We start from the raw sequence: 22,319 nt of genomic DNA on the forward strand, positions 1-22,319 counted from the left end.
AGCGCAGCGCCGCCCCCGCGCGCCGGTTACTCTGCGGCCCCGCCGGACTGCGCCAGGCCTGCGTCGTTGCCTTGCGGCCGGGCCAGCCGGGTCTGCCGCTGGGCCGCGGGTGCGGGAGCGGGCGCCTTTGCTGCCGGGCGCGCCTCGGCTTCAGCCTCCGCCGCGCTCTTGACCAGTCCCGAGAGCGAGGAACCGTCGAGCCCCAGCTCCTTCATCAGCCCGTCGAGCACGGGGGCCTGCGCACGGTAGGCGAGCGCAGCGGAAACCGCGTCGCTCGCCAGATTGCCCGATCCCGCGCCGCCGCCCGCACCGCCCTGTGCATCGCTGGCGGCGCGCCCGCCGCCGGTGAGCCCGTCAACCTGCACGATCTTGATCGAATCGATCGCTTCCATCGGCTTGGCGCTTTCGCGGATGACCTCGGGCAGCACCTTCAGCAGCGCCAGCTTGGTCTGCAGGCTGATCTGGTCGTTCGAAAGGATATTGGCCGCCTCGTTGATCGCACGCTGGCCCGCGGCCTCGACCTCGAACCGCACCGCGGCAGCCTCGGCGCGCAGCTTTTCGGCCTCGGCCTCGCCTTGTGCTTCGAGCCGGAGCGCCTCGGCGCGGTTGGTAGCGGCGTCCTTCTCGGCCTCGGCCTGCACCTTGATCCCGATCGCGTCGCGTTCGGCCTGCTTGGCGGCTTCGATCAGTTCGATGGTCTTTTGACGCTCGGCGATCTCGCGTTCGCGCGCGGTGGCGACGCGTTCCTCGGCCTCGACTGCCTTGGCGCGGGCTTCGTCGGCTTGCGATTTGGCCTGGCTTTCCTCGCGGGACTTGTTCTGCACCGCGATCTGCTGTTCCTGCCGCGCGATTTCGAGCGCGCGCTGCTGGACGATGCGGGCTTCCTCGACCAGCCGGTCGGCCTCGATCTGCTGCGCATCGACGAGCTTCTTCGCCTCGATCCGCGCAACATCGGCCTCGCGGCTGCGCTCGGCCTGTTCACGCGCGATTTCGGCCGCTTGGGCCGCGCGCCGCACCTCGACCTCGCGTTCCTGCTCAAGCCGCGCATATTCCTGATCGCGGCTGATCTCGAAGCTCCTTTTGCTGGCTTCGAGGTTCTTGGTCTCGATCTGGACGCGGGTGTCCTGTTCGATATCGTTGCGCAGCTTCTTGCGCGCCTCGATCTGCTCGGTCAGCTTGGTCAGACCCTCGGCGTCGAAGGCGTTGTTGGCGTTGAAATGTTCGATGCTGGTCTGGTCGAGCCCGGTGAGCGAGACCGACTCCAGCTCAAGCCCGTTCATCGCGAGGTCGTTCGAGGAGACCTGCTGCACTTTCTGCACGAAGTCGGCGCGCTGTTCGTGGAGTTCGTTCATCGTCATGCCGGCCGCGACCGAACGCAGCGCGTCGACGAACTTGCCCTCGACCAGATCCTTCAGCATCTCGGGCTGCATCGTGCGCTGGCCCAGCGTCTGCGCCGCCATCGCGATCGCCTGCGCATCGGGGCGCACGCGGACGTAGAATTCGGCCTTCACGTCGATCCGCAGCCGGTCGAGGGTGATCAGCGCCTCGGTGTCGCGCCGCACCACCGGGAGCACCAGCGTGTTCATGTTGACCGGCATCGCCTCGTGGAACACCGGGAAGACCAACGCGCCGCCGTTCATCACCACCTTTTCGCCGCCAAAGCCGGTGCGCACGAAGGCGGTTTCCTTGGTCGCGCGGCGATAGAGCCGGATGAGGAAGGTGAGCACGATCACCACGAACAGCACCGCGCCCACCGCGCCCGCGCCATAGGTGATGAGATCGGCGGTCGATGACGGTTCGGCCGTCACGGGCACCGTCCCGGTGGTGGTGGTCAAACTCATTGTGCGTTCCCCTTTTAAGTCCCCAGCCCCAGAAGCGGGCTTTGATAATGCACGCCGTAGAAGGTCTGCCCTTCGCGGCGCACCAGCAGCACGGTGTCGCCCGTGCGCAATTCCTGATCGGTGTCGCTCGGCTCGACCATGACGAAATGGGCCTGCCCATGGTGGTCGATCACCCGCGCACGAGCGGGCGAGCCTGCGCGCGCCGTGCCGATCTGGATTTCGGCATCGCGGCGGATGAGATCGTCGAGGTCGATCGCCGTCGTCTCGTCGCGCGGCATGATCGCGCCCAGCGGCCGCGCGGCAAGGCTGTTGAGCGGGAGCGCCGCCGCGCCCGCGCCCAGCATCGCCCACAGCGGCGCGAGCGGCGCGCCGAAGATGTCCGCGATCCACGCCTGCCCGATCAGGCCGATAGTGCCGAAAATCAGCAGCAGGCTCGCCGTCCAGATCATCAGCGGCACCCGGCCAAGCCCGAGCAGCGCGGTCAGCGCCGCGCCGAAGCCGCCGGCATCGAGCCCGTCAACGGTGTCGAAATCGCCCGCGTCCTCGATCACGTCGCCGATCCCGGTGACCTGCAACAGCGCAATCAGCGCAAGGCAGCCCAGCGCGATAACGAAAGGCAGGTTCTCAGCGGCGAGCAGGCTCATGCCGCACCCGCCAATGCAACGAGGAGGAAGGCGTATCCCATGCCTCGAAAGCTAAGGCAAAGACCCGCAAAACCCTAGCACAATCGGACGCCTGCGCGCCGGTTTTGCCCGCCTTTTCAGGCCGGCGTCACCTTGAGCGGCAAGGTCTTCAATCCGCCGACAAATGTGCTGCTTGCCCGCGCCGCTTCGCCCGCCGGTTCCACCGCCGCGACCCGGTCGAGGATCGCTTCGAACAGGATCTTCATCTCCAGCCGCGCCAGATGCAGGCCGAGGCACTGGTGCGCGCCCGCGCCGAACGCAAGGTGGCGGTTGGGCGAGCGGGCGGCATCGAAGCGGCGCGGATCGGGGAATTGCGCAGGGTCGTGGTTCGCCGCGACATAGTTGATCATCAGCCAGTCACCCTTGGCGATCTTCTGCCCGCCAATCTCGCAGTCTTCGGCGGCGGTGCGCATGAAGTGCTGCACCGGGCTGGTCCAGCGGATCGCTTCCTCGACAATGCCGGGGAGCAGCGAGCGGTCGGCGCGCACGCGGGCATATTGTTCGGGATCGCGCGCCAGCGCCTGCATCGCGCCTGCGGTGCTGGCGCTGGTGGTGTCGTGCCCGGCGGTGGCGACGATGATGTAATAGCCCGCCATGTCGCGCGGCGGCAGCGGCTCGCCATCCACCGTCGCGTTGGCGATGACGCTGGCGACATCATCGGTGGGATGCTTGCGGCGGTCCTCGGCGATTCCCGCGAAATAATCCTCGAAGGTCTTCACCGCGCCCGCGACGATCTGGACGACCTGTTCGGGGGTCATCTGATCCATGCCGGTGCCGGACAGATCCTTGTCCTGTCCGCCGAACAATTGCTGGGTGAGCATCTGCATCCGGAACTCGTCTTCCGGCGGCACGCCGAGGATCTGCATGACGACGCGCAAGGGATAGGGGCCCGAGACCTCTTTCACAAAGTCCACCTCTGGCCCCTGCGCGATCATCCGGTCGACCGTGGCCGCTGCCAGCGTGCGCAGCTCGCCTTCGAGCTTGGCGAGGTTGCGCGGCATGAACCATTCCTGCGTCAGCTTGCGGTACTTGGGGTGGATCGGCGCGTCGAACACCACCAGCGAATCGACCAGCATGTTCGACCCCGTCGCCGCGCGGCTGAATTCGATCGCCTGATTGAAGCTGAAGACGACGGGCCTGGGATTGTTGAGGAAGGCGGCATTGTCCTTCGAAATCCGCATCACGTCGTCATAACGTGTGACCAGCCAGAAGGGATCGAACAGGCCGGGCGTATCGGGCTGCACCCGCGCCACCGGGGTTGCCGCGCGGATCTGATCGAAAGTGTCGAGCAGCCCGTCCCACTCGGCATAGGCGTGCGGATCGATCACCCGCCGCGCCAGATCGCCCGAAAGCATGGCGGGCGCGGTCATTCTGCCGCTTCCTTGGCACGGGCGGCGAATTCGTCGCGCAATTCGCGCTTGTAGAGCTTGCCGTTCGCCTCACGCGGGAGATCGGGGCGGAAATCAAAGAGCTTGGGCATCTTGATCTTGGACAGGCTGGCGCTGAGGAAATCGCGCAGTTCCGCCTCAAGCCCCGGCCCGGCATCTGCCATGTCGCGCGGCTGCACCACCGCGACCACCTTCTCACCAAGGTCGGGGCAGGGCGCGCCGATCACCGCAGCGTCCATCACCTTGGGATGGGTGACGAGCAGGTTCTCGATCTCCTGCGGGTAGATGTTGACGCCGCCACTGATGATCATGTGGCTCTTGCGGTCGGTCAGGAACAGGAAGCCGTCCTTGTCGAGATGCCCGATATCGCCCAGCGTCATCCAGCCCTTGGGGTGCATCGCCTCGGCGGTCTTGGCGGCATCGTTGTGATAGGTGGGCAGCAGCGCGTTCTCGAAATAGATCAAGCCGTCCTCGTCCGGGCCAAGCTCCGCGCCATCGGGCCCGCAGACATGCACCGTGCCGTAGATCGCACGGCCGACGCTGCCGGGGTGGGTGAGCCAGTCGCCGCTGCGGATCAGCGTCATCCCGATCCCTTCGCTGCCCGCGTAATATTCGTTCACGATCTCGCCCCACCAGCCGATCATCTCCTGCTTGATCGGGACAGGGCAGGGCGCGGCGGCGTGGAGTGCGCGCTGGTGGCTGGAAAGATCATATTTCGTGCGGATCGCGGGGTCGAGTTTCAGGAAGCGGACGAAATGGGTCGGCACCCACTGGCTGTCGGTGACGTGGTATTTCTCGATCGCGGCGAGCGCCTCTTCGGGATCGAACCGCTCCATCATCACTACCGTCCCGCCCAGCCGGTGCACGACCGAGGACCAGCCGATCGGTGCCGCGTGATACAGCGGGGCGGGCGAGAGATAGACCATCGACCCGTCGGTCGGCATGCCTGCGCCCATGACCGCGAGCCCGACCAGCGGCACGGTCGCCTGCGGATCGGGGTCTTCGGGCGGCGCGGGGCGGATGCCCTTGGGGCGGCCCGTGGTGCCGCTGGAATAGAGCATCACCATCCCCGCGCTCTGATCGGGGATCGGTTCTGCCGATTGCGCGCCGAGCGCAGCGGCAAAATCTTCGGCGTCGCCCGAATCCATCACCAGCACGTCGAGGCCGGGGCATTCGGCGCGAATCGCATCCAGCATTCCGGTGAAATAGCCGCTGGTGATCAGCAGCCGGGCCTCGGCATCGCGGATGATATAGGCCGCCTCGGGCGCGGTCAGGCGGCTGGAGATCGGCACCAGCATCGTGCCGGCGCGCTGCGATCCCCAGATCAGCGTGTAATATTCGATCCGGTTTTCGAGCAGCACCGCAAAGGCATCGCCCGCACCGATCCCGCGGGCGCGCAAAAGCTGGGCAAAGCGGTTCGCCGCGGCATCCATTTCGCCGTAGGTCATCTGCTTGCCCGACCCGGTCATGATCACCGCCGGGTGATCGGGACGGGACGCCGCGTGCGCGATCGGATGCATGGCCATGATTTCTCTCCCCAGCGGCATCGTCTGCCAAGGCAGCGTGCCGACATCTCTCTCGGGAGAAAATCTAGCGGGGAAGGGAACGCCCGCAAGCGAAAAGCGTATGCGAAGTGCTACCGAAAATGCGGTTCGGCGGGGCGCAGGGCACGGTCACGCGGACGGGGCGCAAGAAAAAAGGCGGCGGGATAACCCGCCGCCCATGTTCGGACACCCTCTCCAATGTCCGGCCCGTTTGCACGGGCAAACTCGTGGCTTTCAGCCTGGGCTCAATCGCCGCCTTGGCCGGTCAGCTTCGCATCGCGGGCGTAGGCCAGCTGTGCTTCGCTCTCCACCATATACGGAATCGGATTGACTGCAACCCCATCGACGCGGACTTCATAATGGAGGTGCGGGCCGGTCGAACGGCCGGTCGAACCGACATAGCCGATCAGGTCGCCCTTCTTTACCGTGTCGCCTGCGGCAACCGCGAGGCGCGACAGGTGGGCGTAGCGCGTTTCGGTCGATGCGCCGTGATTGAGGCTGATGAACAGACCGTAGCTCGAGAACCAGTCCGCACGGCCGACGACGCCGTTGGCGGTGGCATATACCGGGGTGCCGGTGGGTGCGGCAAGATCGATGCCTGCGTGCGCGCGGCGACCGCCGAGCACGGGGTGGGTGCGCATTCCGAAACCGCTGGTCAGCGCAGCGCCTTCGAGCGGCATGCGCGAGGGCACCGAAATGGCGCGCTGCGGGATCGGCGAGGAATAGGCGGGGAGCGCTTCGGCGGTGCCGGCGACAGGCGCATTGCGCTCGATCGCGACAAAGCTGGCGAACAGCGACTTGAAGCGTGCGTCGCTGTTGGCGGCGGCATCGCCTTCATCGCGCAGCGGCGCGGTGACATCGGCGGCCGAGGTTGCGGTGCTGGCCGAATTGGCGGTGTTGGCAAATGCTGGCGAAGCGGCGGAAACAAAGATGGCGGCACAGCCCGTTACTGCGAGCTTGATAACCTGACGCACGGCAAAGTTCATAATCGACCCGGTCCCGAATGCAGCCCGGCGATTTTCGCCTGAGCCCTTGGAATATTCCGGCACGTCTCTTGCGCGCCTTCGCTGGAGACTGGTTATCCGGGCCAATCGTTAATAGGCAATCGTCGCATAGAATCCGCGCGACAAACCGGCTGCAAGACGCGCCGAGTCGTTGAATGGGGGCCGAACAAAACCGCGAAAGTGCGATTTTACCAGTTCCTGCCAATAGGATTCCGGCTCGCAGCCGCGCGATGAAGCGCATGCAAGAAAGTGTTTGGTGCCGAATCCGACATGGCGGATTTCGTCGTCAAGAATGCGTTTGAGGATTCGCGCGCCGTTGTCGTCGCCGCTCGCCGCGACCCGTTCGAGCGTTGCCGGGGTTACGTCCAGCCCGCGTGCTTCAAGCACCATCGGCACCACCGCCAGCCGCGCCGCGACATCGCCGCGGGTCGCATGTGCCGCTTCCCACAAGCCGGCATGCGCGGGCAGCGCGCCGTAATGGCTGCCGAGGTTTTCAAGTTTGCGCGCCAGCAGCGCAAAATGCATCGCCTCGTCCGCGGCGACCGCCAGAAAGTCGCTGACGAAATCCTCGCCCATTTCGGCGCCAAAGCGGCCCGCCATGTCGAGAGCCAGATCGATCGCGACGAATTCGATATGCGCCAGCGCGTGCCACAAGGCGATCCGCCCGCGCTCGCTCCCGCCCTTGCGCCGCTTGGGCATCTGCGCGGGCGGGAGCAATTCGGGTGCATCGGGCCAGGCGGGCTGGTCGGGCATCGGCACATCGAACACGAAGGCGAGCTTGTCGCTGCGCCAGTCGCGCGCGACTTGGCGGGTGGCAAAGCATTTCTGCCGCGGATCGGCGGTAAGCAGGGCAGCGCGGATCGCGCGGGCAAGCGTGGTCATGGTAGCCGTCTTACAACGCCTGCGCCGCGGCGAGCACCTCTTCGGCGTGGCCCTTGACCTTCACCTTGTCCCAGATGCGCGCGATCTTCCCATCGGCGTCGATCAGATAGGTCGCGCGGACCATCCCCATATAGGTCTTGCCGTACATCTGCTTTTCGGCCCACACGCCGAGCGCATCGGACAGCCCGCCTTCCTCGGCGTCACTCGCCAGCGGCGCGGTCAGATCGTGCTTGGCGATGAACCTGGCGTGTTTCTTGGCCGGGTCCTTCGACACGCCGAGCAGCTTGGTGCCGGCGGCCGCGAAATCTGCCTTCAGGGCTGAGAAGTCCTTGTTTTCGGTGGTGCAGCCGGGGGTGTCGTCCTTGGGGTAGAAGAAGATGACGAGCTTCTCGCCCGCAAAGTCGGACGGTTTCACCCGCCCGCCTTCGGGGGTTTCGAGCGCGATGTCGGGGACGGCGTCACCAACGCCGGGAAAAGCGGTCATGCGGGGTTCTCCTGTTCGTCTGCCAGAATGTCTGTGCCGAGGATTCGTTTCCATTCGCCCGCCACCACCGCGCGCGCAGCGGCAAAGGCGGCCAGCAATTCGCCGTAGCTTTCATGCCCGCACGCCCGCGCCAGCGCGCGCGCGCCGCTGGGCGGCGGTTCGCGGCCATCGGGGGCAAGCAAGCGCCCGGCAACCAGCATCCGGCTCATCAGCGCATGGGGCGCCGCCAGTGTTGCCGGGATCAGCCCGGCGGCAGTCAGTCCCGCCAGCGCCTCGGCCAGATCGGGCGACAGCGCCTGCGGTGCGGCTTCGGCCAGCGGCCGGCCATCCGCGGCCTCGCCCTGCAACTGGAGGTAGTGCACCAGGAACTCGATATCGACGAGCCCGCCGCGCGCAAGCTTGGCATCGACGGGGCCGGCCTGCGGCTTGTGCCGTGCCATCTCCGCACGCATCGCCAGCACCGCGCCGCGCAAGGCATCCTGATCGCGCCGGGCGTGGAGCACTTCGGCCAGCACCCGGTCGAGCGCCGCACGCGCAGGCGATGAGCCGTAGAGCACGCGTGCGCGCGCGAGGGCCATGTGTTCCCACGTCCACGCCGCCTCGCGCTGGTATTTGCCGAAAGCCTCGCAAGACACCGCCATCGGCCCTTGGTTGCCTTGCGGGCGCAGCCGCGTGTCGACCTCGTAGAGCGCGCCCTGCGCGGTGGGCACCGAAAGCGCGGCGCTGACCCGGCTGGCGAGGCGGTTGTAATAGACCGTGCCCCCCAGCGGGCGGGGGCCATCGGATTGCGCAGAAAAATCGCCGGTGAAGAGGTAGACGATATCGAGATCGCTGGCATGGGTCAGCGCCCCGCCGCCGAGCCGTCCGAGCCCGAGGATCAGCAGTTCGCTCCCCGCGATCCGTCCGTGCTTGGCGGCGAACTCGGCGATGGTCGCATCCGCCGCGAGTTGCAGCGCGGCCTCGGCGGTGCGCGACAATGCGCGGGCGATGGCGAGCGGATCGGCCAGCCCTTCGATCAGCTGGATGCCGAGTGCGAAACGGATCTCGCCCGTCACGATCCGGATCGCATCGAGCAGCGCCTCGTAATCGTCGCGCACCGCCGCGCCCTGCATCCGCGCGATGATCGCGGGCACATCGCCCGGCAGGTCGAGCGCGTGGCGGTCGACCAGCGTGTCGAGCAGTTCAGGCTTCCTCGCTAGCTCGTCCGACAGCACCGGCGCGAGCGTCAGCGCGGCGACCAGACGCTCGGTCAGATCGGGCCGCGCGGCAAGCAGGCGGAAGGTGGTGATCGCCGACGGCACGGTTTCGATGATGCGTTCCCAGCGGGTGATCGCGCGCATCGGATCGTCGCTCCGGGCGATCGCTTCGAGGAGCGCGGGCGCGAGCCGGTCCCACGCCTCGACCGCCTGCGGCGAACGGATCGCGGCATGACGCCCGTCACGCCAGCTTTCGATCCTTTCGGCCAGCACGTCGGGTTCGGCAAAGCCCCACCGGGCAAGGCTTGCAGCCAGCGCGCTGGCGGGCATCGCGGCGGGGACCTGCGTTGTTTCGGTGCGACCGATCAGTTCTTCATAGATGCGGCCCGTGCGCGCGGTCAGTTCGGCAAGTTCCGCGACCAGCGCCGCGCCGTTCGCCAGCCCGTCCAGCCGCGCGACATTGTCGAGCGCGGCGCCTTCGGGCAGCGCGTGGGTCTGGCGGTCGTTGACCATCTGCAACCGGTGCTCGATCTGCCGCAGCCGGTCATAGCCTTCGCCGAGGATCACCGCGTTTTCGGACGCGATCCACCCGCCCGCGGCGAGCGCATCGAGCGCCGCGCGGGTGCCGCGCACGCGCAGCGAGGCATCGCGCCCGCCGTGGATCAGCTGGTGCGTCTGCGCGTAGAATTCGATCTCGCGGATCCCGCCGCGCCCGCGTTTTACATCGAAGCCGGGGCCGGGGGCAGCGGGGCCTTCGTGGCTGTCGCGGATGCGCATGGTGAGCGCGCGGATTTCCTCGATCGCGCCGAAATCGAGCTGGCTGCGCCACACGAAGGACGAGATCGCGGTGAGGAAGTCCTCGCCGGCGGCAATATCTCCCGCCGCGGCGCGCGCGCGGATGAAGGCGGCGCGTTCCCACGCCAGCGCCGCGCCCTGATAATGCGTCAGCGCCGCACCCACCGGCACCGCCAGCGGATTGACCTCGCTTGCCGGACGCAGCCTGAGGTCGACCCGCAAGGCATAGCCATCGGCGGTGTTCGACGCGAGCAACGCGACCACACGCCGGGCATAACGCTGCGCCGCGTCGCCCGGATCGTCGGAAGGGCGGCGCGGCAGGCGCTCGCGATCGAACAGCAGGATCGGGTCGATGTCGGAGGAATAGTTCAGCTCGCCCGCGCCCTGCTTGCCCAGCGCGAGCGCGATCATGCCATCGGCGCTGTCCGTCCCGGTGCGTTCGGCAATCGCGGTGCGGATCGCGCGGTCCAGCGCGCGGTCGGCAAAGTCGGTGAGTTCGCCCACCACCTCGGGCAAGGTGAAAGCGCCCGCCAGATCGGCCACCGCCAGCGCGGCGGCCAGCGCAAGCCGTTCGCGCCGCAAGCCGACCTCGGGATCGGGATGGTCGCCCTGCGCGCGCGCCCACAGCAGCGCCGCCTCGGCCGCGCCTGCGGTAAGCAGCAGTTCGAGATCGGGCTGCCGGTCGAGCGCGCGGGCGAGGAACGGCGCGTGGGCGCGCGCACGGCGCAGCGCATCCCCCCAGTCGATATTGCCGGCTCTCTTCATCGCAGCCTCTCTGGCCTTGCGGCGCGGCGGCTGCAAGCATCGGCTGACGGGCGTGTGCTTGCGCAGCGCGCGCGGCTCTGCGATGGCAGCGGCCTATCGCGCGGGACAGGAGAGATTGCGCCATGAACATCCGGCCACTGGCATTCGGAACGCTGCTTGCCGCCACGTTCGGGCTTGCCGCCTGTCAGACCACGCCTGCGCCCGGCACGGCCAGCGCCGCGCTCGACATTCCCGCCACCGCACCGGGCGCGATTTCGGAACGCACGATCAAGGATGTCACGCGCACGCTCTCCAGCGACGCTTTCGAAGGCCGCGCGCCGGGCACGGTGGGCGAGGAGAAGACCATCGCGCTGATGACCGAACGCTTCAAGGCGGCGGGCCTCAAGCCCGGCAATGGCAATTCGTGGGTGCAGGAAGTCCCGCTGGTCGAGATCACGGGCCGCGATTACGCCCCGCTGACCATTAGCGGCGCGACCGCGCCATTGAGCTTCGATTTCCGCAAGGACTGGGTCGGCGTCACCTACCGCGAGGATGCGGCGACCACGCTGGCGAACAGCGAACTGGTGTTCGTCGGCTACGGCATCAATGCGCCCGAAAAGGGCTGGAACGACTACGCCGGGCTCGATGTGAAGGGCAAGACGGTGGTGATCCTCGTCAACGACCCCGATTGGCAATCGGCAGGGCTCGAAGGGCCGTTCAACGGCAAGGCGATGACCTATTACGGGCGCTGGACGTATAAGTATGAAGAGGCCGCGCGGCAGGGGGCGGCGGGGGCGCTGATCGTCCACCAGACCGCGCCGGCGGCCTATGGCTGGAACGTGGTCGAAAGCTCGTGGACCGGGGCGCAGGCCTATGCCCGCCGCGGTGCGGGCGCACCGCCGCTGACGCAGATGAACGGCTGGCTGACCGAGGATGCCTCGCGCCGGTTGCTGGCCGCTGCCGGACAGGATCTCGACGCGCTGACCCGCGCCGCGCGGACCAAGGGTTTCAAGCCCGTGCCGCTCGGTCTCAAGCTGTCGACCAGGTTCGCGAGCGATGTGCGCAGCTTCACCTCGCACAACATCATCGGCATCCTGCCGGGCAGCGAGAAGCCCGATGAGTACGTGCTGCATACCGCGCACTGGGATCACCTCGGGCGCTGCACGCCCGCGGCAGACGGCGACGATATCTGCAACGGCGCGATCGACAATGCGACTGGCACCGCCGCGCTCGTCGCATTGGCCGAAGCCCACGCCAAGGCGGGCGCGCCGCGCCGCAGCCTCGTGTTCCTTGCAGTGACGGCGGAGGAATCGGGTCTGCTGGGTGCGACCTATTATGCGCAGAACCCGGTCTATCCGCTCGCGCAGACCGTGGGCGGGGTAAACATGGACGCGCTCTCGCTCGCCGGCCCCGCACGCGATGTGACCGTGATCGGCGGGGGCAAGTCGCAGCTCGACGCGTTCCTCGATTCGGCGCTGAAGGCGGCGGGGCGCACCGCGACCCCCGATGCCAAGCCCGAGGCAGGCTATTACTACCGTTCGGACCACTTCGCCTTTGCCAAGCTTGGCGTGCCGATGATCTATGTCGAAGGCGGCGAGGATCTGATCGCGGGCGGGCGCGCGGCGGGCGAAGCGGTGGCGGCCGATTATACCGAAAACCGCTATCACGGCCCCAAGGACGAGTTCAACGAGAGCTGGGACTGGTCGGGCGTGATGACCGATCTGCAGCTTTACTACCGGCTTGGCCGCACGCTGGCGATGAGCACGAGCTGGCCCAACTGGAACGATGGCGACGAATTCCGCGGCGTGCGCGATGCCTCGTGCAAGGCTGCGGCCAAGGGCTGCTGAGACGCGCGATGACGATGATGATGCCCCCCGAATGGGCGCCGCAGGACTGGATCTGGATCGGCTTTCCCCATCTGGCGGAAGAATGGCCCGGCTGGCTTGAGGCTGCGCAGGTGCAGATGGCGGCTTTCGCCAGCGCGGTTGCCGAAAGCGGGCAGGAAGTCCGCCTGCTGGTCCGCGACGAGGCCAACGAAGCCCGCGCCCGCGCGCTGGTCAGCGGCAAGGTCACGCTGGAACGGCGCGTCTATGGCGATGTTTGGCTGCGCGATACCGGCCCGCTGGTGGTGCATGACGGGGCCGAGCGGATCGCGCGGCGCTTTGCCTTCAACGGCTGGGGCGAGAAATACCTGATGCCAGGCGATCAGGAGATCGGTGCCGAAATCGCGCGCGATGCGGGGCTTGCGGTCACGCATACGCCGATGATCCTCGAAGGCGGGGCGGTGGATGGCGACGGCACGGGGCTGGTCGCGACGACCGAGCAATGCCTTTTGAACCCCAATCGCAACCCCGCGATGTCGCGCGAAGAGATCGAAGCCGAACTCGCCGCGCAACTGGGCTTTACCCGCGTGCTGTGGCTGGGCGATGGGCTGATCAACGATCACACCGATGGCCATGTCGACAATCTTGCGCGCTTCGTCGGCCCTAACCGGCTGGTGGTGCCCGAGGCGACCGGCGCGGACGATCCCAATGCCGCGATTTATGCCGATGCCGCGGCGCGCGCGGTGGCCGCGGGTGTCGAGGTGGTGCGGATCCCTTCACCGGGCCTCATGACCCGCGACGGGGTGGTGGAACCGGCCAGCTACGTCAACTTCGCGATCACCAGCCATCTGGTGGTGGTGCCGACCTTCGGCAGCCCGCACGATGCCGATGGCATCGCCGCGATTGCTGCGCTGTTCCCCGACCGTGATTGCGTCGGCCTGCCGGGCGAAGCGGTGCTGGCGGGCGGCGGGGGCTTCCACTGTGCCAGCCAGCAGATGCCCTCGGCGCTTTAACGCTTCGTTAGGGAATTGGGAGGACAAGCATCGCCATGACCCGCGCCCTTGCTCTTGCCCTGCCGCTAGCCGATCTGGCCCGCATCGATTCGCTCGATCTGGCGCGCCGTGCGATCGTGCTCGGCTGCGGAGCGGCGCTGATCTTTGCAGGACAAGCCCTGCCCTTCTGATCGCGCCCGTCTAGACCAGCCGCGCGAGCGCCGCGGCCGCCGCGCCGCCCAGCACCAGCGCAACGAACACGCGCCACACCGGATCGCTCACCCGGCCCGATACGCGCGCGCCCAGCCGGTTGCCCGCGATGATCATCGGCAGCATCGCCAGTGCAAACAGCAGCAGTTCCCAGCGCAGGATGCCCAGCCACAACGCGCTCGCTAGCCCGGCGCTGGCAGCAATCGTGAAGATCAGCTGCATCGATGCCTTGATCGTGGCTCGCGGCAGGTCGCGTCCCGCATAATAGGGCACCACCGGGGGCCCGGGCATTCCGGCGTAACCGGTCAGCAGTCCGCTTACCACGCCCACCGCGCCCGTCGTCAGCCGGCCCGGCATTCCTGCGCCGCGCTTGGGCAACAAAATCGCGGCAAAGGCGGACAATGCGATCAGCGCGATCACCGCCCGCGCGGTGTTCCTGTCGGTGATCGACAAGACATAGAGCCCGAGAGGCGTCGCCAGCACCACCAGCGCGCCGATCACCCACGCGCTCCTTTCGGCATCGCGCACAAGGCTGCGGATCTCGGTCGCGCCCAGCATGAGCGCAAGCGCATTGGTCAAAAGCACCGCCTCGACCGGGGGCAACGCCAGCGCGAGCACGGGGACCATCAGGATCGCCATCCCGAACCCGGTCAGCCCGCGCACAAAGGCCGAGCCGAGCGCCGCCGCCAGCGCAAAGGCGATCTGCGCCAGCGTGAAGCCTGCGATCAGCACGGGCGGGTTACTGTGCGCCGCGTGCCTTCAGCCAGGTTTCCATCTCTTCGATTTCGGCCTTCTGCGCCGCGATCACCCGCGTTGCGAGATCGCGCGCCTGCGCGTCCTTGGCGTATTTCAGCGCGACTTCGGACATTGCGACCGCGCCTTTGTGGTGCGCGAGCATGCCTTGCATGAAGGCCAGATCGGCATCGGCGGGAATGTCCATCATGTCGGCGTGCATTTTGTCGTTCACTGCCTTGTAGGCTGCCTGCGCTTCGGTGAGGTCGCCCGCCGGCGAGGCCATTGCGCCCATGTCGTGGCCCATCGCGGCGTGATCGACCGCAGCGGTTTCATCCTTGGCGGGTTCGGCGTTGCAGGCGGCCAGCAGCGCAGTCGTGGCCAGCAATATGAGAGCGTTCTTCACTGGGCATTCTCCGTGATCAGGTCGGGCGGGGTGCCTTCGCGCTTGAGCAACGCGATCGCTTCATCAAGCGACATCACCTTCTGATGTTCCGCGCCCAAGGTGCGGACCGCGACGGTGCCTTCCTCGGCCTCGCGCTTGCCCACCACCAAGAGGTGCGGAACCTTGGCAAGGCTGTGCTCGCGCACCTTGTAGTTGATCTTCTCGTTGCGGGTGTCGGTCTCGACGCGGATGCCCGCCGCCTTCAGTTGGGCTTCGACGTCGTGGGCATAGCCGTCGGCATCCGAAACGATGGTGGCGACCACAGCCTGCACCGGGGCGAGCCACGTCGGCAGCTTGCCGGCGAAGTGTTCGATCAGGATGCCGATGAAGCGTTCGTAGGAACCGAAGATTGCGCGGTGGAGCATCACCGGGCGGTGCTTTTCGCCGTCCTCGCCGATGTAATTGGCATCGAGCCGCTCGGGCAACACGCGGTCGGACTGGATCGTGCCGACCTGCCACGTCCGCCCGATCGCGTCGGTGAGGTGCCATTCGAGCTTGGGGGCGTAGAAGGCGCCCTCGCCGGGGAGTTCCTCCCATTCGAGGCCGTTGGCGGTGAGCGCATCGCGCAATTCCTGCTCGGCCTTGTCCCAATCCGCCTCGCTGCCGAAGCGCTTTTCGGGGCGCAGCGCGAGCTTGATGTCATAGGTAAAGCCGAAGTCGCGATAGACGCTGTCCGCGAGCGCGATGAACGCCTGCACTTCGGCGACGACCTGGCTTTCGGTGCAGAAGATATGCGCATCGTCCTGCGTGAACTGGCGCACGCGCATCAGTCCGTGGAGCGCGCCGTGGGGTTCGTTGCGGTGGCAGCAGCCCATTTCGCCGAGGCGAATGGGGAGGTCGCGGTAGGAGGTGATCCCCTGCTTGAAGACCATCACGTGCGCGGGGCAGTTCATCGGCTTGATCGCCATCCACGCGGCATCGTCAGCCACCTTGGGGGAGGCGACGCCTGATTCTTCATCGACGTCCGGCACGATGTCGGGGACGGCGAACATGTTCTGCGCATACTTCCCCCAGTGGCCGGATTGCGTCCACTGGCGCACGTCCATCAGCTGCGGGGTCTTGATCTCGCGGTAGCCGCCGCCGTCCATCTTGCGGCGCATGTAGCTTTCAAGCTCGCGCCAGATGCGATAGCCCTTGGGGTGCCAGAAGACGCTGCCGTGCGCCTCTTCCTGCAGGTGGAACAGGTCCATTTCGCGCCCCAGCTTGCGGTGGTCGCGCTTGGCCGCTTCCTCCAGCCGCGTAAGGTGCGCGTTGAGCTGCTTCTTGTTGAGCCAGCCAGTGCCGTAGATGCGGGTGAGCTGCGCATTGTTCTGGTCGCCGCGCCAATAGGCCCCGGCGACGCGCATCAGCTTGAAGGCATCGGGATCGAGCTTGCCGGTCGAGGGCAGGTGCGGCCCGCGGCACATGTCGAGCCAGTCGTTGCCCGACCAGTAGACCGTCAGTTCCTCGCCCTCGGGCAGTTCTTTCGCCCACTCGGCCTTGAAGGTTTCGCCCTCACCCGCCCATTTGGCGATCAGGTCTTCGCGGCTCCACACCTCGCGGCGCAGCGGCTTGTCCGCGCGGATCAGACGGCGCATTTCCTCCTCGATCGCGGGAAGATCGTCCATCGAGAACGGCTCGCGATTCTCGGGGGCTTTCACGTCGTAATAGAAGCCGTCGTCGGTCGCCGGGCCGAAGGTGATCTGGGTCCCGGGGAACAGCGATTGTACCGCTTCGGCCAGGATGTGCGCGTAGTCGTGGCGGGCGAGTTCGAGCGCATCGGCTTCGTCGCGGCTGGTGACCAGCGCGAGGCTCGCATCGCCATCGAAGGGGCGGGTGAGGTCGCGCAGCTCCCCGTCGACGCGCGCGGCGATCGCGGCTTTCGCAAGGCCGGGGCCGATCGCGGCGGCGATATCGGCGGGGGTGCTGCCGCGAGGCACTTCGCGCACCGAGCCATCGGGCAGGCTGATCTTGAGCAATTCGGTCATGATAATCGCAGGTCCGTCTGGTTTGCGGCCCGCCCTGCCACAAAGGGCAAGGCACCGGAAGAGCGGTGTTGTGCGAAAGCCGAACCGGGAAGGACACCGCGCCGCCCCGATCCGGGGGGCGGGGCGCTGGCCTCAGCCCGAACGCCGCCGCCCCCGGATGGTAGTCCGGGTGGTGGTGGTTGTCGTGAGGGTGGCAAGCAGCATGGCCATGGCGCAAGCCATAGGCGGCGTATGGCTGCGAGTCACGCGAAAGTGAAGACAGTGATGGAAAGCCTGCTTGACACGGTGATCGGCAGGTGTGTAAAGGGTCCTTGCCAATAAGCAAAAGGAGCTTTCCATGACCGCCATTCAACAGGCACTCTGCCTTTCCGCCGTGATTTTCGCCGTTGCGCTGCTTGCGGTGTTCGACGTGGTGCCCGCGCAGGTTGCGCAGTTCGCCCCGCTCGCGGTTGTGCCGTTCGTCGCCGGTCGCCGCGCAGCCTGCACTCTACGCCGGGCCTGAAGCCGATGCGCAATGTTGCTGCCGCGCGCTATACCCGGCGCATGCTGCTGATCGCCGCGGTCTATGTCGCAGGGATCGTGCTGGCGAGCATGGTGATCGACCCCGGCGCCCCGCTTGGCCTGCTGGGAATCGGTCTGGCACTGATCCCCGGTGCGGCGATGCTCGCGGCGATCGGCGCGATCGGGCGCTTCGTCGCCGAGCTTCCGGACGAATATCTGCGGATGCTCGAAGTGCGCAAGATCATCGTCGCGACCGGGGTGACGCTGGCAATCACCAGCGTCTGGGGGCTGCTCGAGCTTTATTCGGACAGCCTGCCGCGCCTGCCGGTGTTCTATGTCTTCCCGATCTGGTGCGCCGGGCTGTTCGTCGGCCAGTTGGTCAACCGCTTTGCCTTCGGCGGCGATGATACCGGAGGCTGTCCGTGAACAACCGCCTGAAGGTGCTGCGCGCCGAGCGGGGCTGGAGCCAGCAGGATCTGGCCGACCGGCTCGGCGTGTCGCGGCAAAGCGTCAACGCGATCGAGACCGGGCGGTATGACCCCTCGCTCCCGCTCGCCTTCACCATCGCCGATCTGTTCGCGCTGCCGATCGAAGCGATCTTCAGCCGCGATCAGACGACCAGCTGACGCGATCCTTTCGCGGTCGTGATCCGCTTGCTTCCGGCAAGCTGCGCCGAACGCTGCCGCATCCCCCCGGTGAAGCGGTATTCGGTCACCGTGCTTGCCGGGGTCAGCGCGACCATCATGTAACCGCGCTGCGAGGTTTCGGCCCATTTGAGCTGCGGGTTTTCGGCCACCAGCGAGGATGCCAGCGTGTCGGGCTTGATGAAGGTCAGATAGCTTTCATAGCCCGGCGAGCTCACTGAATTGCCGCCGAATTCGACGCCCACCGGCGTGCCGTCATGCGCCAGATCGAAGGCCCAGGCATTGTGCGTGTCGCCCGCCAGCACGACGAGGTTGGCATCGGCGTTCAGCGCGGCCTTGAACAACCGGGTGCGCGCGGCGGGGTAGCCGTCCCATGCGTCCATGTTCGACGGCAACCCCGCTTCGCTTGCGGCGGCGGCGGCTTCAAGCCGGGTGCGGATGAATTCGGGCAATCCGCTGCCCGCCTGCCGCATCAGGTCCTTGGGTGTCTTGAGATTGCCCATCAGCACGCCTTGCAGCAGCACCTGCCAATGCGTGCCCGCGCGCGTCGATGCGGCCAGCGCCTCGCTCAACCAGGCTTCCTGCGTCGCGCCCAGCATCTGCCGGTCCGCACCGGCCCAGTCCCCGTCACGGAAGGCCGAAAGCGTCGCCGTCAGCGCTTCGGGATCGGTCTTGCCGGCCATCATCTTTTCGAGACTGAATTGCTCCTCGCGCCCTTCGAGCCGGGTGTCGAGCCGGAACAGGGTCGCCAGATCGCCGACCTGATAGGCCGAATAGGGCGTGTCGGCGACCGGTAGCCATTCGCGGTAAGCCTGTGTCGCGGCCGCCTTGCGCGCATCCCAGCTGCCTTCGGTGGCGGGCTGGTGGTTCTGCGCGCCGCCCTTCCACGAATCGTTCGCGGTTTCGTGATCGTCCCACACGGTGATCATCGGAAGCACCTGATGCAGCCGCTGCAGATCGGGATCGGCGCGGTAGGTGGCATAGCGCAGCCGGTAATCGGCGAGCGCGACGATCTCGCTTGCCGGCGCGACCGGGCGGTCGGGATGCGCCTGTCCGCCGCTGGGATAGGTGCCAGCGCCATATTCGTAGATGTAATCGCCCAGATGCACCGCCAGATCGCAGTCGTTCGCCGCTGCCGCGTGGGCATAGGCGTTGAACCAGCCGAACCCGAGGTTCGCGCAGGAAAACACCGCCATCTTGAACCCAGCAGAGGGGCCCTGCGGCAGCGTGCGCGTGCGCCCCGTTGGCGAGGGCGTGCCATCAGGGGCAAGGAAGCGGTAGAAATACCAGCGGTCGGGCGACAATCCGGTCGCGATGCCCTTGGCGCACCAGTCGCGCGACGGGGCGGCGGTGACGCTGCCTTCGGCGACGGGGCGGGCGAAATCCTCGCTCTCGCTCACCTGCCAGGTCAGCACGGTTTCGGCAGTGCCGACATAGCGGGTCCACAGCAGCACCGAGGTCGCCGCAGGCTCGCCGCTGGCAACGCAATGCGTGAAGCCGTTGCCGAACCCGGTCGCCCGCGCCGGGACCGTCGCCAAGGCCGCGCCCGCACCTGCCAGCGTGAACAGCGAGCGCCGGGTGAGCGCGGTGGCGGCTGGCAGGCCCGCGGAGGCATTGGTGGTCATGGCGGCGTCCCTTGTCTCTCTCCGGTTGCGCTGCTGTGACAGTCGCGAAGGCCACGCACAATGCTTGCCCTTTCGCCCTTGCGCAAGGCATGGTCGGCGCATGACCACGATCATGCACCACACGCTCTACCAGGGGCCGCGCGTCGCCTTCCGTTACACCGACGGGACGGGGCCGTGCTTCGTCTTCCTGCCCGGTTACATGTCCGACATGAGCGGCAGCAAGGCGACCGCGCTGTTCGATGAGGCGAAAGCCAAGGGGCGCGCCTGCCTGCTCCTCGATTATTCGGGCTGCGGGCAGTCGGACGGCGATTTTGCCGACGGGATGCTGTCGGTCTGGCGCGACGAGGTGCTGGCGCTGGTCGACAGCTATGTCACCGGGCCGGTGCTGCTGGTCGGCTCGTCGATGGGCGGGTGGCTGATGCTGCTGGTGGCCGAACATCTCAAGCACCGCCTCGCAGGCATGATCGGGATCGCCGCCGCGCCCGATTTCACCCGCTGGGGCTACAGCGATGACCAGCGCGCGATGCTGGCTGCGGGCGAGACGGTGTTCGAAGCCAATCCCTATGGCCCCGAACCCACCCCTACTCATGCGAAGTTCTTTGCCGATGCCGAATGCCACGTGCGGCTGGAGGCCGCGATCGACCTGTCCTGCCCGGTGCGGCTGATCCACGGCAAACAGGATGCCGATGTGCCGTGGGAGATTTCCCAAAGGCTTGCCGCGATGCTGCGGTCGGACGATGTTCAGGTCACGCTGGTAGAAGACGGCGATCACCGCCTGTCGCGGGAAAGCGACATTGCCCTTCTCAAGGCCATCGTGGCCGAATTCTACGGATAGCGCCCTTGTCCCTTCTGCTTGCCCTTGCCCTTCAGGTCGGCCCCAATCCCTTGGGCGGCGCGATGCCCAACGACGATCTGGTGCGCGACCGCCCGCCGCGCGCCGATGCCGCAGCGCCGCCGCCGAGTGCCGCCGATGTTGCCGCCGAAGCCCCGCTCAATGCCACCAGCGCGTGGTTGCAGGGGTGCCTGTCGCAGCTGGAGGAAGACCCTGCGCGCGCCCACGCCATGGCGCAGATCCGCCGCGCCGAGAGCACCGGCACCGACCGCGTGCTCGCCAACCACTGCCTCGGCACGGCAGCCTCCGAACTGGGCCTGTGGGACGATGCGCGCACCGCCTTTGCCGCAGCGCGCGCCGAAACCCCGGCAGCCGAATCGCGCACTCGCGCGCGCTTTGGCGCACTGGCCGGCAATGCCGCGCTGGCGGGCGGCGATGCGGCGGGTGCCGAACGCCTGCTGATCGAAGCCGAGGCCGATGCCCGCGCCGCACGGGCTTCGCTGCTCGAAGCGATCGCCGCGACCGACCGCGCGCGCGCGCTGGTGACACTGGGCCGCACCGATCAGGCGCTCGCCGCGTTGGACAACGCCACCACGCTTGTTCCCGACCGCGCCGAAGGCTGGTTGCTGAAAGCCACGCTGCTGCGCCGGCTGGAGCGCCTGCCCGAAGCGCAGACCGCGATCGAGCGCGCGGCAACGCTGGCGCCGTCGAACCCCGCTGTCGGGCTTGAAGCGGGCGTGATCGCGGTGCTGACCGGGCGCGATGCGGCGGCGCGCGCAAGCTGGCAGTCGGTGATCGACCTTGCGCCCGGCACGCCTGAGGCCGCGACCGCCACCGGATACCTTGCGCAGCTCGCCCCGGCTCCCGACATTGCGGTGCCGACGCCCGAGGAGACACCGCCGCCATGACCCGTTTTTCCGTTCTCGATCTGGTGCCCGTGCGCGAAGGCGGCACGCTGGCCGAAGCCTTTGCCGCCACCACCGCGCTTGCCCGCGCGGCGGAAGACCTGGGCTGCGACCGCTTCTGGGTGGCCGAACACCACGCGATGGACGGAATTGCCGGCGGCGCGACCTCGGTGGTGCTAGCGCATATCGGAATGCGACCAGCCGGATCCGGATCGGATCGGGCGGGATCATGCTGCCCAACCACACCCCGTTCCAGATCGCCGAACAGTTCGGCACGCTGGACGCATTGTTCCCCGGCCGGATCGATCTCGGGCTCGGCCGCGCGCCGGGGGCGGGGCCCGAGTTGCAGCGGGCCTTGCGCAAGAATCTCAACCAGGCGGCCGAATATTTCCCGCAGGACGTGATCGAACTGCGCGCGCTGCTGACGGGCGATCTCGATCTGCCGATCACCGCCACTCCGGGACGCGGTGCCAATGTCGAGATGTGGATGCTCGGGTCGAGCCTGTTCGGTGCGCAACTCGCAGCAAAGCTCGGCCTGCCCTATGCCTTTGCCGCGCATTTCGCGCCCGATCACCTCGACACCGCGCTGGCGGTCTATCGCCGCGATTTCCAGCCATCGGCCACGCTCGATCGCCCGCATGTAATGGTCGCGATGAACGTTTTTGCCGCCGACACCGAAGCCGAGGCGCGGCTGCTCGCCTCTTCGCAGCAGCAAAGCTTCGTGCGGCTGCGTACCGGGCAGCCGGGACGCATGCCCCCGCCGATCGCGAATTACACGGACACGCTGCCCGCGCCTGCGCAAGCGATGCTCGCGCATATCGGACAGGCCGCCGCGGTCGGCACGCCTGAACAGGTGCGCGAACAGATCAGCGCATTCGTGGCCCGAACCGGAGCGGACGAAATCCTGTTGTCGGGCGCGACCTACGATCCGCAAGCGCGCATTCGCAGTCTGGCGCTGACGATGGAGGCGATGGGTGCGGAGGCTGCGATGGTTGACGCCTAGTTCGGCAATCATCCCACTTGCACAAGGCGCACCGAAAGGCCTATCGCCATCCGACACGATAACAACAATCCGGCATAAT

General features: G+C 67.3%; 20 protein-coding genes and 1 pseudogene. 9 read left to right on the top strand and 12 right to left on the bottom strand.

Translation table 11 applies throughout. The features are described 5' to 3' along the window. Nucleotides 1–26: 26 nt before the first annotated feature. The 8 genes from A9D12_RS04710 to glnE all read right to left on the bottom strand — a co-directional run bounded on the left by A9D12_RS04710 (nt 27) and on the right by glnE (nt 10,582). A complete protein-coding gene (locus A9D12_RS04710) occupies nt 27–1,841 on the bottom strand; it encodes a flotillin family protein (protein WP_082925396.1) in 1,815 nt (604 codons plus the stop codon). 14 nt (nt 1,842–1,855) lie between these two features. Beyond that, nucleotides 1,856–2,485 carry an OB-fold-containig protein gene (locus A9D12_RS04715; RefSeq protein ID WP_068350258.1) on the bottom strand — a complete coding sequence of 210 codons (630 nt, stop codon included), beginning with the start codon at nt 2,483–2,485 and terminating at the stop codon, nt 1,856–1,858. A 116-nt stretch (nt 2,486–2,601) separates the two neighbouring features. Next, on the bottom strand, nt 2,602–3,894 hold the full coding sequence (locus tag A9D12_RS04720) for a cytochrome P450 (protein WP_068350260.1): 1,293 nt from the start codon (nt 3,892–3,894) through the stop codon (nt 2,602–2,604). After that, a complete protein-coding gene (locus tag A9D12_RS04725; RefSeq protein WP_197489911.1) occupies nt 3,891–5,432 on the bottom strand; it encodes an acyl-CoA synthetase in 1,542 nt (513 codons plus the stop codon). Before A9D12_RS04725 ends, A9D12_RS04720 begins: the two co-directional genes overlap by 4 nt. A 269-nt stretch (nt 5,433–5,701) precedes the next feature. Continuing rightward, on the bottom strand, nt 5,702–6,442 hold the full coding sequence (locus A9D12_RS04730; RefSeq protein WP_068350264.1) for a M23 family metallopeptidase: 741 nt from the start codon (nt 6,440–6,442) through the stop codon (nt 5,702–5,704). A 108-nt stretch (nt 6,443–6,550) separates the two neighbouring features. Then, a complete protein-coding gene (locus A9D12_RS04735; protein WP_068350266.1) occupies nt 6,551–7,342 on the bottom strand; it encodes a ferritin-like domain-containing protein in 792 nt (263 codons plus the stop codon). Nucleotides 7,343–7,352: 10 nt separating this feature from the next. Next, nucleotides 7,353–7,826, bottom strand: a complete 474-nt coding sequence (locus tag A9D12_RS04740) for a peroxiredoxin (RefSeq protein WP_068350268.1) — start codon at nt 7,824–7,826, stop codon at nt 7,353–7,355. Next, a complete protein-coding gene (gene glnE / locus A9D12_RS04745) occupies nt 7,823–10,582 on the bottom strand; it encodes a bifunctional [glutamate--ammonia ligase]-adenylyl-L-tyrosine phosphorylase/[glutamate--ammonia-ligase] adenylyltransferase (protein WP_068350270.1) in 2,760 nt (919 codons plus the stop codon). Before glnE ends, A9D12_RS04740 begins: the two co-directional genes overlap by 4 nt. 122 nt (nt 10,583–10,704) lie before the next feature. Here glnE and A9D12_RS04750 point away from each other — a divergent pair, with 122 nt between their 5' ends. Genes A9D12_RS04750 through A9D12_RS15090 form a run of 3 tightly spaced genes read left to right on the top strand, consistent with a single transcriptional unit; the run spans nt 10,705 to nt 13,567 of the window. Further along, nucleotides 10,705–12,408, top strand: a complete 1,704-nt coding sequence (locus A9D12_RS04750) for a M28 family metallopeptidase (RefSeq protein ID WP_068350272.1) — start codon at nt 10,705–10,707, stop codon at nt 12,406–12,408. Nucleotides 12,409–12,416: 8 nt separating this feature from the next. After that, nucleotides 12,417–13,397 carry an agmatine deiminase family protein gene (locus A9D12_RS04755; RefSeq protein ID WP_082925615.1) on the top strand — a complete coding sequence of 327 codons (981 nt, stop codon included), beginning with the start codon at nt 12,417–12,419 and terminating at the stop codon, nt 13,395–13,397. Between the two features lie 35 nt (nt 13,398–13,432). Continuing rightward, the gene (locus A9D12_RS15090; protein WP_257737051.1) at nt 13,433–13,567 is read left to right on the top strand and encodes a hypothetical protein; all 135 of its coding nucleotides are present in this window, start codon (nt 13,433–13,435) and stop codon (nt 13,565–13,567) included. Nucleotides 13,568–13,577: 10 nt separating this feature from the next. Here A9D12_RS15090 and A9D12_RS04760 read toward each other — a convergent pair whose 3' ends face one another. From A9D12_RS04760 to thrS, 3 genes are read right to left on the bottom strand one after another with little or no spacing between them, the layout of a single operon-like run. Next, entirely contained in the window at nt 13,578–14,318 is a 741-nt protein-coding gene (locus A9D12_RS04760) for a sulfite exporter TauE/SafE family protein (RefSeq protein WP_068350276.1), read from the bottom strand. A 7-nt stretch (nt 14,319–14,325) separates the two neighbouring features. Beyond that, nucleotides 14,326–14,724: a CopM family metallochaperone gene (gene copM / locus A9D12_RS04765; RefSeq protein ID WP_068350278.1), complete on the bottom strand. Its 399-nt coding sequence runs from the start codon at nt 14,722–14,724 to the stop codon at nt 14,326–14,328. Then, the gene (thrS, locus tag A9D12_RS04770; protein ID WP_068350280.1) at nt 14,721–16,730 is read right to left on the bottom strand and encodes a threonine--tRNA ligase; all 2,010 of its coding nucleotides are present in this window, start codon (nt 16,728–16,730) and stop codon (nt 14,721–14,723) included. The genes copM and thrS overlap by 4 nt, the downstream gene beginning before the upstream one ends. A gap of 337 nt (nt 16,731–17,067) precedes the next feature. On the opposite strand from thrS, the gene A9D12_RS14630 reads away from it, so the two are divergent. Genes A9D12_RS14630 through A9D12_RS04780 form a run of 3 tightly spaced genes read left to right on the top strand, consistent with a single transcriptional unit; the run spans nt 17,068 to nt 17,857 of the window. Continuing rightward, nucleotides 17,068–17,232 carry a hypothetical protein gene (locus A9D12_RS14630; RefSeq protein WP_156522797.1) on the top strand — a complete coding sequence of 55 codons (165 nt, stop codon included), beginning with the start codon at nt 17,068–17,070 and terminating at the stop codon, nt 17,230–17,232. 5 nt (nt 17,233–17,237) lie between these two features. Continuing rightward, nucleotides 17,238–17,657 (top strand): hypothetical protein, encoded by a 420-nt coding sequence (locus A9D12_RS04775; protein WP_068350281.1) that lies wholly within the window; start codon nt 17,238–17,240, stop codon nt 17,655–17,657. Continuing rightward, nucleotides 17,654–17,857, top strand: coding sequence for a helix-turn-helix transcriptional regulator (locus tag A9D12_RS04780; protein WP_068350283.1), 204 nt, complete (start codon nt 17,654–17,656; stop codon nt 17,855–17,857). The genes A9D12_RS04775 and A9D12_RS04780 overlap by 4 nt, the downstream gene beginning before the upstream one ends. Here A9D12_RS04780 and A9D12_RS04785 read toward each other — a convergent pair. Further along, nucleotides 17,842–19,500 (bottom strand): alkaline phosphatase D family protein, encoded by a 1,659-nt coding sequence (locus A9D12_RS04785; RefSeq protein ID WP_068350285.1) that lies wholly within the window; start codon nt 19,498–19,500, stop codon nt 17,842–17,844. The two genes, A9D12_RS04780 and A9D12_RS04785, sit on opposite strands and share 16 nt — an antisense overlap. A gap of 100 nt (nt 19,501–19,600) precedes the next feature. Here A9D12_RS04785 and A9D12_RS04790 point away from each other — a divergent pair, with 100 nt between their 5' ends. The 3 genes and pseudogenes from A9D12_RS04790 to A9D12_RS04800 all read left to right on the top strand — a co-directional run bounded on the left by A9D12_RS04790 (nt 19,601) and on the right by A9D12_RS04800 (nt 22,240). Next, nucleotides 19,601–20,335: an alpha/beta fold hydrolase gene (locus A9D12_RS04790; protein ID WP_068350287.1), complete on the top strand. Its 735-nt coding sequence runs from the start codon at nt 19,601–19,603 to the stop codon at nt 20,333–20,335. Nucleotides 20,336–20,340: 5 nt separating this feature from the next. Continuing rightward, on the top strand, nt 20,341–21,240 hold the full coding sequence (locus A9D12_RS04795; RefSeq protein ID WP_231889694.1) for a tetratricopeptide repeat protein: 900 nt from the start codon (nt 20,341–20,343) through the stop codon (nt 21,238–21,240). After that, nucleotides 21,237–22,240, top strand: a pseudogene (locus tag A9D12_RS04800) (LLM class flavin-dependent oxidoreductase). The gene A9D12_RS04795 and the pseudogene A9D12_RS04800 overlap by 4 nt, the downstream one beginning before the upstream one ends. Nucleotides 22,241–22,319: the final 79 nt, after the last annotated feature.

Source organism: Erythrobacter neustonensis (assembly GCF_001663175.1).
GTDB classification, from domain to species: domain Bacteria; phylum Pseudomonadota; class Alphaproteobacteria; order Sphingomonadales; family Sphingomonadaceae; genus Erythrobacter; species Erythrobacter neustonensis.

Bases quoted from the DNA above. Each gene is read 5' to 3' on its own strand.
- glnE (WP_068350270.1), bottom strand. From the start codon at position 10,582: ATGAAGAGAGCCGGCAATATCGACTGGGGGGATGCGCTGCGCCGTGCG.
- A9D12_RS04740 (WP_068350268.1), bottom strand. From the start codon at position 7,826: ATGACCGCTTTTCCCGGCGTTGGTGACGCCGTCCCCGACATCGCGCTC.
- A9D12_RS04775 (WP_068350281.1), top strand. From the start codon at position 17,238: ATGCGCAATGTTGCTGCCGCGCGCTATACCCGGCGCATGCTGCTGATC.
- A9D12_RS04755 (WP_082925615.1), top strand. From the start codon at position 12,417: ATGACGATGATGATGCCCCCCGAATGGGCGCCGCAGGACTGGATCTGG.
- A9D12_RS04735 (WP_068350266.1), bottom strand. From the start codon at position 7,342: ATGACCACGCTTGCCCGCGCGATCCGCGCTGCCCTGCTTACCGCCGAT.
- A9D12_RS14630 (WP_156522797.1), top strand. From the start codon at position 17,068: ATGACCGCCATTCAACAGGCACTCTGCCTTTCCGCCGTGATTTTCGCC.
- A9D12_RS04720 (WP_068350260.1), bottom strand. From the start codon at position 3,894: ATGACCGCGCCCGCCATGCTTTCGGGCGATCTGGCGCGGCGGGTGATC.
- A9D12_RS04785 (WP_068350285.1), bottom strand. From the start codon at position 19,500: ATGACCACCAATGCCTCCGCGGGCCTGCCAGCCGCCACCGCGCTCACC.
- A9D12_RS04750 (WP_068350272.1), top strand. From the start codon at position 10,705: ATGAACATCCGGCCACTGGCATTCGGAACGCTGCTTGCCGCCACGTTC.
- A9D12_RS04715 (WP_068350258.1), bottom strand. From the start codon at position 2,485: ATGAGCCTGCTCGCCGCTGAGAACCTGCCTTTCGTTATCGCGCTGGGC.
- A9D12_RS15090 (WP_257737051.1), top strand. From the start codon at position 13,433: ATGACCCGCGCCCTTGCTCTTGCCCTGCCGCTAGCCGATCTGGCCCGC.
- A9D12_RS04790 (WP_068350287.1), top strand. From the start codon at position 19,601: ATGACCACGATCATGCACCACACGCTCTACCAGGGGCCGCGCGTCGCC.
- A9D12_RS04730 (WP_068350264.1), bottom strand. From the start codon at position 6,442: ATGAACTTTGCCGTGCGTCAGGTTATCAAGCTCGCAGTAACGGGCTGT.
- thrS (WP_068350280.1), bottom strand. From the start codon at position 16,730: ATGACCGAATTGCTCAAGATCAGCCTGCCCGATGGCTCGGTGCGCGAA.
- A9D12_RS04725 (WP_197489911.1), bottom strand. From the start codon at position 5,432: ATGCATCCGATCGCGCACGCGGCGTCCCGTCCCGATCACCCGGCGGTG.
- A9D12_RS04710 (WP_082925396.1), bottom strand. From the start codon at position 1,841: ATGAGTTTGACCACCACCACCGGGACGGTGCCCGTGACGGCCGAACCG.